This is a genomic window from Polaromonas sp. P1_F6, assembly GCF_056405695.1.
On sequence record NZ_JBFUBQ010000003.1, the window covers coordinates 737,667 to 750,250 of the forward strand.

The following is a 12,584-nucleotide window of genomic DNA, read 5'->3' on the forward strand; positions in this document are numbered from 1 at the left end:
AAAATTAGAATCGTTTTTCGTGGAAAAACTAGCATTGGTGTTTGCGTCGGTGCATTTGAACGGGAGCCAGAGGGGTCTCTAGATGTAAGACCAAACCCTTGCCTGAGCTTCCCTACCCGGTACGGTCAACGATTTGGGTCTATTGCTCAAAAGGGAGAGGTACATGCGTTCAGGGGAAGCTGTGGAGATGCGTAGGCTGGTTGACTCGGGCTTGCTGGCAGCAGTCAAGGAGCGGCATGACCTCAAAGGCAGCGGTTGTGAACCAGCGTCTGCATCGCATCGACGGAGCCAATGGCCGACGAAATGCAATGCACGGTCTGGTTTGTGGACGCTGGCCCCCGCGGCCCGGAGCTGATTACCGTGAAAGGCCGTGGTCTTATCGAACGTGTGGGGGCCATCTTCTTTGCGGACTCGCTGATCAGCGAAGTCGCTATGCGTAGGGTGCCGGCAGGCCGCCCGATTAACGACAGCAAGAGGATGGCGCTGGAGCAGATGTCGGCTTGGCTCGTCGAGCAAGCCTCCCAATGCGAGACAGTTATCCGCCTGCGTACCGGCGTTCCTGTCCTGTGCGGAAAACTGTGTGAACGCTCTGTGGTGTACTGCTCGCTGCTGGAGACTGCGACATGAGCGGTTCACCGCTTTCTGACTCCGAAGAAGCCGTGGCGGTCGGGTTGGGCTGCGATCGCGGCACACCGCTGGTCACGTTGCACCAAGCCTTGGTGCTGGCCGGGGTGCCGCTGGCGCGGGTGGTATCCGCAGCTAGTATCAGCCTCAAGGCCGACGAGCCGGGCCTGCTGGCGCTGGCCCAATGCCTGGGCTGGCAACTGGTGTTCTACACGCCCGAGACCTTGGCTTGCGTGCCGGTGCCCAACCCCTCGGATACTGTGCTGAGGCACATCGGCACGCCCTCGGTCAGCGAGGCCGCTGCCCTGCTCGCCGGCGCGGCTGTTCTGGGACGGGCCACGCCTCTGCCGGGTCAGGCTTTGCTGGTAGAGAAATTCAACCACTGTGGCGCCGATGGGCGCAACGCCACGGTTTCCATCGCCCGCTGTGACCGTTTTCTTTTTCCTCAACCCTGACAGGAGTACAGCATGAATCTCTCGACCCTCCCTCTGACCCGACCTGCCACTCACGCTCTGCACGGCGTGTTGCTGCAACTGGCCGCCGGTTGCGCGCTAGGCATGGTGGTCCTGTATGGCGTTGCGTTCGCCGACAGTCCGATCATGCATAACGCTGCGCATGACGTCCGCCACGTCACTGTCAAGCCCTGTCATTAAGAAACCCCACCGCTTCCCCTACAAGAGGCGATACCTGACCTGGCGTCTTATGCGTTGTGGGTCATGCTCCGGGTTGAAGCGGCGATGCTAGTTACACGGCAGATTCGGTTCCACGGCATCCCCTGATATAGGCACTTGCGTGATCGAGTCGATGGGGTCGCCACCCACCTATATATGGAGAGCTTCATGATTCTTCGACGATTGATCTGGGCGGCGCTGGCCGTTGCGTTGCTGGTGGGAAGCGTGCAATCGGGTCTGCAGCAGTTGCAGACTGTACCCATCATCCTGGCGGCCGAGGTGTTTGAGAGCCAGAAGTCCGAGACGCCCGCACCGGTCTTGGCGGCTACGCATACTCACGCGGACGGTGCGGCGCATGACCATGGGCACGCTGTCGAGGTATGGGCACCTGCCGATGGCACCGAACGTCTGTTCTGGACTTGGGTGGCCAATGGGTTGCACGCCTTCAGCATGGCGCTGCTGGTACTTTCCGTGATGGGGCTGTCTCTGTGGCGGGGCGCCCGCCAGCGCTCCCTGCCGCTGGCGCTGTGGACAGCGGCCGCGGGCTGGCTGGTGTTCCACCTCTGGCCGTCGCTAGGGCTGCCGGCCGAAATTCCCGGCATGGACGCGGCCCGCCTGGGCTCACGCCAGGGCTGGTGGCTGCTGGCTGCGGGCAGTGCCGCATTGGCCTGTATTTCAGTGGCCGCAGTGCGCAGCCCTCTGCGTTGGGTAGCGGCGGTGGCCTGGTTGGTGCTGCCGTTCGCGGTGGGCGCGCCACACATCGTCGGCGATCCGCTAGCCGGGTTCACGGGTGAAGCGCAAACTACCTTGCGCCAGCTGGGTAAGGCGTTTGTTTGGGCCACCACCTGGTTATCCGTGTCATTCTGGCTTGGTATGGGTCTTGTGAGTGGTCTAGCTTTTCAGCGTTGGCTTCGCCCGGCGTTGGAGCATGCCCTAAGGCCCTCTGGCGCCGCACCCGTCGCACCCGTGGAAGAAGCTGCGCTGTGAGCGGCAGCATCGCGCTGGTGGGCACAGGCCCCGTCAGCTACGACCATATGATCTGCCGAGCCCGCGCGGCGATTGCCGAGGCCGATGTGGCGGTAGGTTATGTCTCCTACATCAAGGGGATGGCAGACCTGCTCGAGGGCGAGGGAATCATCCGTAAGGGCACGATCGAGGAACCGAATCGCGCCTGCAATGGCATCCCGCTGACCCATCGCGATTTGGCAGCGAGCTGTGTATTCTTGCCTGGGCATCTTGCTGACGCCACCTCTTCGCAGTTGTTTTACCAAGGGTTGGCTGCGAATACTCCAGCGGTAATTGTGCGCGACAGAACCCGGCCCGCTATGGTAGTTGAGAAAGTTTTAGGGGCGGGATTTCTGGCGCAGGGTGGCACTGAGAAATGACGGTGGTCTGGCCGCTACCGCATCCCGATGCCGCAGTGCTAGCCGGCGCAGTGCTGGTCGCTCTGGGATTGGATATCGCCTTCGGTGAACCGCCCATGCGCTGGCACCCGGTGGTGTGGATGGGCCACTATCTTGGTTCGGTGGGCCAGCGGGTGTCGCGCGTTGTCGGGAACGTGCCACGGCCCGTGGTCGAATTCTTAAGCGGAGCGCTCGGCTGGATCTTGGGCGCGAGCCTGGTTTTAGTGATCGCGGGCAGCGTGAGCTTCATGCTGGAGAAAATGCCTACGCTGGTTCAGATTGCGTTGCTGGGTTTTCTGCTTAAGCCGCTAATGGCCTGGCGTATGCTGCGTGATGAGGTGCGTGCGGTTGAAGGTGCTCTAGGTGAATCGCTAGAGGCTGGCCGCGCGCGAGTGGCTCGGGTGGTGAGTCGAGATGTGACGCGGCTTGATGAGATCCAAGTACGCGAGAGCGCCATCGAGACCTTGGCCGAAAACCTCAACGATTCGGTGGTGGCACCGCTGTTCTGGTTTGCCGTGGCCGGGCTGCCGGGGGTGGCGCTCTACCGCTTTGCCAACACAGCTGATGCCATGTGGGGTTATTTGGGGGAGCGTAAGGGCCGCGACTGGACTTGGGCCGGCAAGTGGGCTGCGCGGACAGATGATGTGTTGTCTTGGCTGTCTGCTCGCCTCACGGCCGTGCTTCTTTGTCTGCTCGGTGCTTTGGGCCGCTGGCGCGGACTACCAGCACAGGCGGGCCTTACGCCATCGCCCAATAGTGGTTGGCCCATGGCCGCCATGGCGTTGGTATTGGATGTGAGCCTGACCAAACCTGGCGTGTACGCGCTGAACCCGGCCGGTCGCAGCCCACAGGCGGCCGACACGGCTCGCGCCTTGCAGCTCGCTGGGCGGGTGGTGTCAGTGCTGGCCTTGCTAGCCTGTGCCGTCCTCATAGGAAGATTTTTCGCGTGAACCTTATCCACAATGACTTCATGACTCCCCTTTGGGTCTTTCGGAGAACCGGCGCATGAGTGTGTTATCGATCGTTGTTCAGCAGGCGCTGCAAACAGTTTCCAAACAGCGCAGGGGGGTTGCGCCGTGACCGCGATGTGTGTGATGGTGCTCGGTACTACCAGTGGAGCTGGCAAGAGCTGGATAACGACGGCACTGTGCCGGTATTACGCACAACAAGGTTTGAAGGTCGTTCCCTTCAAGGCCCAGAACGTTAGCAACAACGCGAGGGTGGTTGCCCCCGCGCTTCACTGCTCACACGGGCTGTTGCACCTCGCGGAAGGGGCTAGTGTTGCACCTTTGGGTGGCCTAGCGGCTAATCGTGGCCTGGGCTACAGGGTTGCAGATCGCGGGGGGGAAATCGGCAGCGCCCAGTACTTTCAGGCGCTAGCGGCGAAAGCCAAGCCTGATGTGCGGATGAACCCAGTATTGGTCAAGCCTGAGCCCGACTTTCGCAGCCAAGTGGTGTTGATGGGTGAGGTCAACCGGGAACTCAGCGACATGCCTTGGCGAGATCGCGGCGAGAAGATGTGGCCGCACGTCACGGCCGCGCTGGACGCGTTGCGCGCCGAAAACGACTTAGTAGTGATCGAAGGTGGTGGCTCGCCGGCCGAGATAAATTTGCGCGCCAGCGATATCGTTAACATGCGGATAGCCCGCCACGCTCAGGCGCGTTGCCTGCTGGTGAGCGATATAGACCGCGGCGGCGCCTTTGCGCATCTCTACGGTACCTGGGCGCTTCTGCCCGAGGATGATAGCGGGTTGATCAAGGGCTTTGTTCTTAACAAGTTCTCGGGCGATGCGTTGCTGCTCGCGCCGGCGCCGCAGCGGCTGCTGGACATGACCGGTGTGCCGGTGGTCGCCACGCTGCCCATGTGGCAGCAGCACGGCTTGCCGGAAGAAGATGGCGTTTTTGACGACAAGACTCGCGTCACCGGCGTGGTGAGCAAGACTATTGCTGTTATCGCCTATCCCTGCATCAGCAATCTCGACGAATTTCAGCCGCTCAAGAACGTGCCCGGCGTGCGCCTGATCTGGGCGCGCACGCCGGCCGATTGCGCTGGGGTTGACTGGATTGTGCTGCCGGGCTCCAAGGCCACGGCGGCCGATCTGGCCTGGCTGCGTGTGCAGGGGCTGGACCGAGTGGTGGCCGTGCATGCAACGCAAGGTGGGGCGGTGCTGGGCATCTGTGGCGGCCTGCAAATGCTGGGAGAGGTATTGATCGATACCCACGGGATAGAGTCTACGGGCTCAGGCAATGCACGCGGATTGGGCCTGTTGCCTTTGAGGACGGCCTTCGATACGGACAAGACCGTGTGCAGCGTACAGGCATGTTTTAGTGAACTCACCGGTATCTGGTCGGCGCTCTCGGGCACAGCCATAGTTGGGTACGAAATCCACCATGGCCAGACGACGCAGCATCTCACCGAGGCCTCCAAAGGTAATATCGCGCGCGAGGTGGTACCTGGCTTGGCTTGGCAAAATGCAGCTGGGAATGTGCTCGGCTGTTATCTGCACGGCCTGTTCGAGAACCCCACTGTACTCCGTGCCTTGTTCGGGTCTAACGTCCCGACGCTTGACAGCGTGTTCGACGGCTTGGCCAATTTCATTGACAGTCATTTCGCACCTGGCGTTCTTACCGCACTGTTGTCTCCTCATCCCACAGTGTCTTTCCAGCACTCGTGACGAATACCCTCGTTGGCACGACCCTGGCATGGCGCTAATGTGAGTGCTTAGGTCGCCCGACGCAGTAAATAGGTATCCATGATCCACCCGTGCGCCGCCCGCGCGACTTGGCGTTGTTGCAGGATTTGGTCAGACACTTGGTCCAGCAGGCCACTCACAAGCATTTGCTCCGGCATGCCCAGATAGGCGCCCCACCAGATGGTGACACCATTGGAGTCTATCTGCCGAAATGTACAGTCGCCATCCAGCATGACCGCTATGGTGCTTACGCCGACGGGCCAGCCTTCTTCGCGTAACCGTCGACCGGTAGTGATGGTGACAGGGGCATTGATCTCGTTGAGTGGGATGGCGTGGGCGGCGGTCAACGCTTGTACGGCGGTGATGCCAGGCACCACCGATACGCGTAAGTCCAGTCGCAGCTTCAGCCGCTTGGCAATGCGCAACGTGCTGTCATACAGCGAGGGGTCGCCCCACACAAGTAGGGCCAGGTTGCCTCCTCGGGGTAGATGGGTGGTGATGCAGTCGTACCAGATGCCTGTAATGGAATCGTGCCAGCAGTTCACGGCGTCTACATAGTTAACATCACCAGTGTCGCGAAGGGGCATGTCGAAGTAGACGATATGGGTGGTGGGGTTGCTCACCACGGCGGTGCAAATGGACTGGCGCAGATCGGCCAAGTCGGCCTTGTTCTCACCCTTGTGCGGGATCAGGATCACATCGGCCGCGTTTAGTGCGGCAATGCCCTGGCGAGTCAGGTGATCGGGGTTGCCAGTGCCGATACCGATTAGGGTAAGGTGGATCACGATGTGCCGGGTTCTGGAAAGCGGGGATGAGTGCCGAGGGGTCGATAGCGGCGGTCGTAGTCCCCTGCATACAACCGGCTGGTCTCGAAATCTTCGGCTCCCAGCGTGTTGCCCACTAGGATCAGCGCGGTGCGCTCCATGCCATCGTCCACGGCAGCTTCTATAGTGGCGAGGGTGGCACGTACCACGCGTTCGTCGGGCCAACTGGCCCGCCAGACCACGGCGACTTGGCAGTCACTCCCATAGTGCGGCGTCAGTTCGGCCACTACACGCGCCAGCACGTGGACTGACAAATGGATGGCGAGCACCGCGCCGGTGGCTGCGAAGTTGGCAAGCGATTCCGTGTCGGGCATGGCGGAGGCTCGACCCGAAGTGCGCGTGAGCACTACGGATTGCGATAGGCCTGGTAAAGTTAGTTCCGCGCCCAAGGCTGCTGCTGCTGCTGCAAAGGAGGGTACGCCCGGCGTGACGGTATAAGGGATGCCTGCGGCGCGCAGGCGGCGAAGTTGTTCGCCCATGGCTGACCACACCGATAAATCGCCAGAATGCAGCCTTGCCACATCCTGCCCCAACGCATGAGCGTCGGTGATTTCGTCAATGATCTCATCCAGAGACATGGACGCGGTGTTTATCAGACGTACGCCCGGTGGGCAGTGCTCCAGCACGCCTTCGGGTACCAGCGAGCCCGCATACAGGCAGACAGGACAGCCGGCAATCAGGTCGCGGCCGCGCAGCGTCAGAAGATCTGGGGCGCCGGGCCCCGAGCCAATAAAGTGGATTGTCATAGCGTGATATTTTTCGAGATCGCTTTTGCCGCCATTTTCTTGTGTTCACCGCACGAAATGTGACCAAGCGCACCCTGGCCCCACTATAGTCAGTGGGGCAGCGTCCGCTAGGCCGTGTACACCGTTGCGCTTCGAGTCATAGGCACCGCGCGTTGCGACTTGGCTGCTGAGTGTGATAAACGGCATTTCGATCAAGTATGGCCCTAGTTCGACGGCCCGGCGAATAGGTGTGGGATACGGGTTTTGTCTTCGGCTAGCGCCAGTGCAGTGATGCCGACGGTACCGCAGGCCAACTGTAATGCTTCGCGCCGCAGTGGCATATCCTGCCAATGCGCGAAATTCCCCGCTATCCTCACAGCGTTATGCTCCACTGCACCACGGGACGCGCTGGCACCCAGCCTCGCATTAACCCGAGAGGGGCGGCGTGGGACAGCTCGATCCGTAGCATGTCACCACCGTATTGCAACTGCAGCAGGGCCAGCGCGGATTCGGTTTCCAGCGTGACCGCATTGACCACCAACCGACAGGTAGAAGGAGCCAGGGATTGCAGAGCCGTGAACATTGCCAGGTTAAACCCCCCGCCAACAAAGATTGCTTGCGGAGCGGCCAGATCGGCCAGCGCCTGCGGTGCCATGCCTTCGACAACCGTCAACGCAGCGGGAAGGCCGAAGCTTTGCACATTGGTACGGATATTGGCTGCGCGCCCGGCCTGTTGTTCGATGGCGGTGGCGCACCCGCCAGCCAAGCACCACTCCACCGAGACCGAGCCCGACCCGGCGCCAATGTCCCACAGGTGTTCACCCGGGCGCGGAGCCAAGGCCGCCAGCGTCAGGGCGCGCAGCGGGGATTTGGTGATCTGCCCGTCATGGGCAAAAGCCGAATCCGGCAGGCCAGGGCTGCGAGGCAAACCTGTCCCCCCGGCCACCTCGATGGCGACGGCCACAGGGGCAGCGACATCCAGCAGATCGAAACCTGCAGCGGTGGTGCAGCGCACGCACTCGCGCGGACCACCCAAGGACTCCAGTACCCAGATGGCCGAAGCGCCAAAACCTTCTTTGTCCAGCCAGCGGGCGAATTCACCAACGGCGGGGCCGTCACGCAGCAGGCAGATCATCCGCGCCGCACGATGCAGGCTAAGGCGGACTTTCGCGAACGGGGTGGCGTGCAGGCCGTGACAAGCGACTTCTTCCAGTCGCCAGCCCAGACGCGCAGCAGCCAGCGCGAAGGTGGAGGGCGCTGTATATGCCACCCACTCCTCACGCGCCAGACGAGTGGAAAGGTTGGCGCCCGCGCCAAACCAGAATGGATCAGCCGAGGCCAACACGGCCACGCGCCGCCCACGCAGTGCCAGAACTGGCGCCACGTCGAAGGGCTGCGGCCATTCCTTTCCGCGCGCATCCACCTGAGCCAGTGCCAGGTGGCGCGGCCCCCCGAAAACCACGTCAGCGGTATCCAGGGCTGCACGGCTTGCGCCGGAAAGCCCCGCCAGGCCGTCTTCGCCTAGACCGATAATGGAAAGCCAAGGATCAGCCATGTCACGCATTCTTTTGTTGGGTGGAACGACGGAGGCTAGTCAGTTGGCCCACATGCTGGCCATGGCCGGAATGGATGCGGTGTTTTCGTATGCCGGCCGGACCGAAGCCCCTATTGTCCAACCCTTGCCGACACGGGTTGGAGGCTTTGGTGGTGTGGCGGGCTTGGAAGCGTGGCTGCGCGATCAATGTATCACCCATGTGGTCGACGCGACCCATCCGTTTGCGGCGCAGATGAGCCAAAACGCGATTTCCGCTTGCGCCGCGACGGGCATTGCACTGCTCGCTTTGGAGCGCCCGGCTTGGCTGCCTCAGGTAGGTGACCTGTGGCACCGCGTGTCTGATATCGATGCGGCGGTTGCAATTTTGCCCGAGACCCCTGCAAGAGTGTTTCTGGCGATCGGGCGGCAAAATCTGGCGTCCTTTGCAGATCGCCCACAGCATTATTATCTGGTGCGTCTGGTCGATGCTGTGACTGATCTGCCTCTGCCGCAGGCGGAGGTGATATGCGCGCGTGGGCCGTTCACGGTCGAGGGAGACCACGCCTTGATGCGGGTACATGGCATCACTCATGTTGTGGCCAAGAATGCCGGAGGCAATGGCGCCGCGGCCAAACTGGTGGCCGCCCGTACTTTGGGCTTGCCGGTAATTTTGATCGATCGGCCTATTATCTCTGCCCGTACTACGGTGGCGTCGGTGGCCGAGGTGATGGATTGGATACGCGCTCATTCTGTTGACCTCGGCGCATAGACAAAGCGACCGACGCGACGCGTGGCAGCATTTCCGACCAGCACTACGGTGCGCATATCGGCCATGTCGGGAGTGGCCTCAGCCAGTGCCACGGTATGGATCTGTTCCTGGGGTGTGGATACGGCCCGGGCAAAAGTAATTAGCCGCTCGGCGCCGCAAATTTGCCGCAGCAAGACCAGGACGCGCCCAAAGGTATCGGGGCGACTGGCGGAGCGGGGATTGTAAAACGCCATCGCAAAATCCGCCTCGGCGGCGGCCCGCACACGGGCCTCGATCAGGCTCACGGGCTTCAGGTTATCGCTCAGATTGATCACACAGAAATCGTGGCCCAGTGGCGCACCCGTCTTTGCCGCGGCTGCCAGCATGGCGGTAATGCCGGGCAGCACGCGAATATCCAGGCCGTACCACGCGGGCATGCTTTCCAATGCTTCGAACACAGCGGAAGCCATGGCAAACACCCCCGGATCGCCTGAAGAAACCACAACGACTCGGCGCCCCTCGGCCGCCATGGTGAGAGCCGCACGAGCGCGGTCCATTTCGACCCGGTTGCCGGAGGGATGCAGTGTCAACCCCTCGCGAGGTGTGATGCGTGCCACGTAGGGGATATATCCAACTACGTCGCTTGCTGCGGTCAAGGCTTGTAATACCTCTGGCGTGACCAATTCAGGGTCGCCAGGCCCTAGGCCTGCAATGCATAGCCAGCCACTCATTCCAGTGCCTCTGGGCGGCGGCCCTGCCCATGCACTAGCACGATGGCGAAGTAGGGGCAATCGGTGCCATCCACTTGCGCCAGTGGTACTACGCGCTCCCCAGGCATAGTGCCGCGTTCAACCAGCCAAGCGGCATCGAGTCGACCGGCGGCAGTGAGTGCGCGGCGTACGCGGGGCAGGTTGCGGCCGGTTTTCATGATGACCAGCGCATCGGCGGATTGCATATGGCGCTGCAATTCGGCCTCGGGCAGTGTGCCCATCAAAACTACTAGTACATCGTCACCCCATGTAATGGGCGTGCGGGTGACCGACCAGCAGCCAACCATACCCGGAATGCCTGGTATCACCTGTACCTCGGCCCTTCCTTGCAGTCGCGTATACAAATGCATGAACGAGCCATAGAAGAACGGATCACCTTCACATAGCACCAGCACATCTTCGGTCAGAGCCAGTGTCGCCAGGCGGGAAGCCCAGTCATCATAGAACGTGGCTAAGCAGGCAATGTATTCGGGGCTGTCGAAGGGCAACTCGGTTGTTACTGGGTATTCCATCGCGTATTCAGTTACGCTAGGCGCCAGCATTCCTTCGACAATGCGCCGGGCCTGCCCGGCGCGACCCCGTTTACGGAAATAGGCTACATGCTTGGCGAGGCGGATGGCACGGTCCGCGCGCACGCTAATCAAATCGGGGTCCCCGGGGCCTAGCCCGGCGCATAGAATCCGGCCCATCAGATTTCGCTCCGGCTGGCTAATGCATTCACGGCGGCGACGGTGATAGCTGAACCACCCAGTCGGCCTTGCACGATGAGTGAAGGCGCGGGCGGCGTGGCCATCAAGGCTGATTTGGATTCAGCGGCACCGACGAAGCCCACCGGGCAACCAATGATGGCCGCAGGGCGCGGGCAAGCGCGGTTTTGCAACATATTTAATAAATGGAAGAGGGCTGTGGGCGCATTGCCAATGGCAACGATGGCCCCGGCTAAGTGAGGCCGCCACAGCTCCAGCGCAGCCGCGCTGCGAGTAGTGGCCATGGTGTGCGCCAGATCCCGCGCTGAGGGGTCATTCAATGTGCAAATGACTTCGTTGGCAGCGGGCAAGCGGGCACGGGTGATGCCTTCGCTGACCATGCGCGTATCGCACAGAATGGGTGCACCATCCTCCAGTGCGGCGCGTGCCGCTTCGGCCATACCGGGGGTGAACCGGATATGAGCTTCCAGGCCCACCATGCCGGCGGCGTGGATCATACGGACTACGGTAACTTCTTCGAGGGCGGTGAAGCGGGTCAAATCTGCCTCGGCCCGAATGATGGCAAAGGACTGGCGGTAGATAGCGGTGCCATCGGTTTCAAATGGGTGGCGCATGGAGTATCCGGATCAAATGGGACGCAATTGTTTCAGGTGGCAAAGCACGTAGTTCGGGTGGGGACGATGCTGTGCCGTGGCCTATGAGGTCGAACCCCGCCGCCGTGGCCACCAGCGTGAGGGCGGCTTTGGGATGGGCACAGCCTTTGGTGCAGCCGGACACATGCAGCAGGCTACCTGCGGGCACATGCGAAGCCAGCGTGCGGGCCAAGGGGCGTGTGGCGGCGGCGGACTGCAGACAGCCAGGCGCGCCGGTACAGGCGACGACGCGCAAGCGTGGATCGTTAGCTTCGGTGATGAGTCCGGCGACTTTGGGTGCGCAGGCGACGCCCTCGATCATCAGCATCTGCCAAGGTGTTGTCCGTACCGCACCCAACATAGACAGCTCGGCAAATGTTTCTGCCTGCAACTGGCCAAATTCGGCACCTACCAGCCAGCCGATGGCACATGGGCCGGGCTGTGGCTTGGTGGTCGAAGTGGGAAAAATTGCCGCGGCTTGAAAGCGCGCGGGCAGCGGATGGCTGGGTACGAGTGCAGCCATTCGCTTCCGCCCCGATGTTCCGCCACCGCTGTCCAAAAACCAGCGGGCCAACTCCATCGCGGCGGGCACAGCCTCCGTGGAAGTCACCATGGCGCCAGTCGAAAAGCCCTCAGCCCGCACGATGCACCCATGGTGTCCGCGCTCAATGCGGATATCGGCTGAAGTCGAGCGCAGAAAGGGTTGTTCGCCGCAGTCCACCGCAAACCCGAACTTACCCGGAAGTGCAGGCGCGCCAGGTGCAGCTAGGGCTTCGGCGAGGGCCGTGGCCAGTGAGAGTGTGCCGTCATCAATATTCCAAAAGGGCGTGACAACGATGTTGCGCCGCGCCTCGATTTCCGGAGTGGCGTCAATCAGGTCGAGATGGCGCAGCCTCTCAACCAACGCAGAATGTGCAGCCTGAGTTACTCCTCGTAGCTGCAAGTTGGCGCGACTGGTGAGGTCGATCACGCCGTTGCCGTATTGGTACGACAGTTCTGCAATCCCCGCGATTTGCGCCGATGCAAGTCGCCCGGCGTAGGGCCGAATCCGCACCACCAGCCCGTCACCCGAAAGCATCGGACGCAGCGCGCCGGGGCACCACCCTTGGATGTGTGTAAGGCGCGGGGAGGGCGTCATTACGGTGGCGTTGGCAACGCTTCGCATACTAGGCTGCTGAATGGGTTCAATGATTTTCTCGCGCCATCTTTCTGTAGTTGGCTATGTGCACCAAAGATAGGAGACCCTGTGAAAA

General features: G+C 61.7%; 15 protein-coding genes. 8 read left to right on the plus strand and 7 right to left on the minus strand.

What is annotated here, in order from left to right; genetic code table 11:
- Window positions 1-291 precede the first annotated feature (291 nt).
- The 7 genes from AC1DY9_RS13085 (at window position 292) to AC1DY9_RS13115 (ending at window position 5,373) form a co-directional block, all read left to right on the plus strand.
- Window positions 292-627, plus strand: coding sequence for an SAM-dependent methyltransferase (locus AC1DY9_RS13085; protein WP_477666712.1), 336 nt, complete (start codon window positions 292-294; stop codon window positions 625-627).
- On the plus strand, window positions 624-1,079 hold the full coding sequence (locus AC1DY9_RS13090; protein ID WP_477666713.1) for a cobalamin biosynthesis protein: 456 nt from the start codon (window positions 624-626) through the stop codon (window positions 1,077-1,079). The genes AC1DY9_RS13085 and AC1DY9_RS13090 overlap by 4 nt, the downstream gene beginning before the upstream one ends.
- A 12-nt stretch (window positions 1,080-1,091) precedes the next feature.
- Window positions 1,092-1,277 (plus strand): CbtB domain-containing protein, encoded by a 186-nt coding sequence (locus tag AC1DY9_RS13095; RefSeq protein WP_477666714.1) that lies wholly within the window; start codon window positions 1,092-1,094, stop codon window positions 1,275-1,277.
- Window positions 1,278-1,463: 186 nt separating this feature from the next.
- Window positions 1,464-2,282: a CbtA family protein gene (locus AC1DY9_RS13100; RefSeq protein ID WP_477666715.1), complete on the plus strand. Its 819-nt coding sequence runs from the start codon at window positions 1,464-1,466 to the stop codon at window positions 2,280-2,282.
- On the plus strand, window positions 2,279-2,680 hold the full coding sequence (locus AC1DY9_RS13105) for a hypothetical protein (RefSeq protein WP_477666716.1): 402 nt from the start codon (window positions 2,279-2,281) through the stop codon (window positions 2,678-2,680). Before AC1DY9_RS13100 ends, AC1DY9_RS13105 begins: the two co-directional genes overlap by 4 nt.
- Window positions 2,677-3,648 (plus strand): adenosylcobinamide-phosphate synthase CbiB, encoded by a 972-nt coding sequence (gene cbiB, locus AC1DY9_RS13110; protein ID WP_477666717.1) that lies wholly within the window; start codon window positions 2,677-2,679, stop codon window positions 3,646-3,648. Before AC1DY9_RS13105 ends, cbiB begins: the two co-directional genes overlap by 4 nt.
- Window positions 3,649-3,792: 144 nt before the next feature.
- Window positions 3,793-5,373: a cobyric acid synthase gene (locus AC1DY9_RS13115; RefSeq protein ID WP_477666775.1), complete on the plus strand. Its 1,581-nt coding sequence runs from the start codon at window positions 3,793-3,795 to the stop codon at window positions 5,371-5,373.
- 47 nt (window positions 5,374-5,420) lie between these two features.
- Here AC1DY9_RS13115 and cobF read toward each other — a convergent pair whose 3' ends face one another.
- The 3 genes from cobF to cbiE all read right to left on the minus strand — a co-directional run bounded on the left by cobF (window position 5,421) and on the right by cbiE (window position 8,495).
- Complete coding sequence (gene cobF / locus AC1DY9_RS13120; protein ID WP_477666718.1) at window positions 5,421-6,176, minus strand: precorrin-6A synthase (deacetylating); 756 nt, start codon at window positions 6,174-6,176, stop codon at window positions 5,421-5,423.
- Window positions 6,173-6,961 (minus strand): precorrin-4 C(11)-methyltransferase, encoded by a 789-nt coding sequence (gene cobM / locus AC1DY9_RS13125; RefSeq protein ID WP_477666719.1) that lies wholly within the window; start codon window positions 6,959-6,961, stop codon window positions 6,173-6,175. The genes cobF and cobM overlap by 4 nt, the downstream gene beginning before the upstream one ends.
- Window positions 6,962-7,313: 352 nt before the next feature.
- Window positions 7,314-8,495: a precorrin-6y C5,15-methyltransferase (decarboxylating) subunit CbiE gene (cbiE, locus tag AC1DY9_RS13130; RefSeq protein ID WP_477666720.1), complete on the minus strand. Its 1,182-nt coding sequence runs from the start codon at window positions 8,493-8,495 to the stop codon at window positions 7,314-7,316.
- Between cbiE and AC1DY9_RS13135 the strand changes: the two genes are divergently transcribed.
- Complete coding sequence (locus AC1DY9_RS13135; protein ID WP_477666721.1) at window positions 8,494-9,243, plus strand: cobalt-precorrin-6A reductase; 750 nt, start codon at window positions 8,494-8,496, stop codon at window positions 9,241-9,243. The genes cbiE and AC1DY9_RS13135 overlap by 2 nt on opposite strands.
- Here AC1DY9_RS13135 and cobJ read toward each other — a convergent pair.
- The 4 genes from cobJ to cobG are packed head-to-tail and all read right to left on the minus strand — an operon-like array spanning window position 9,219 to window position 12,496.
- Window positions 9,219-9,953 carry a precorrin-3B C(17)-methyltransferase gene (gene cobJ, locus AC1DY9_RS13140; RefSeq protein WP_477666722.1) on the minus strand — a complete coding sequence of 245 codons (735 nt, stop codon included), beginning with the start codon at window positions 9,951-9,953 and terminating at the stop codon, window positions 9,219-9,221. The two genes, AC1DY9_RS13135 and cobJ, sit on opposite strands and share 25 nt — an antisense overlap.
- A complete protein-coding gene (locus tag AC1DY9_RS13145; protein WP_477666723.1) occupies window positions 9,950-10,681 on the minus strand; it encodes a precorrin-2 C(20)-methyltransferase in 732 nt (243 codons plus the stop codon). The genes cobJ and AC1DY9_RS13145 overlap by 4 nt, the downstream gene beginning before the upstream one ends.
- Entirely contained in the window at window positions 10,681-11,313 is a 633-nt protein-coding gene (locus AC1DY9_RS13150; protein WP_477666724.1) for a precorrin-8X methylmutase, read from the minus strand. Before AC1DY9_RS13150 ends, AC1DY9_RS13145 begins: the two co-directional genes overlap by 1 nt.
- The gene (gene cobG / locus AC1DY9_RS13155) at window positions 11,297-12,496 is read right to left on the minus strand and encodes a precorrin-3B synthase (protein WP_477666725.1); all 1,200 of its coding nucleotides are present in this window, start codon (window positions 12,494-12,496) and stop codon (window positions 11,297-11,299) included. Before cobG ends, AC1DY9_RS13150 begins: the two co-directional genes overlap by 17 nt.
- Window positions 12,497-12,584 lie beyond the last annotated feature (88 nt).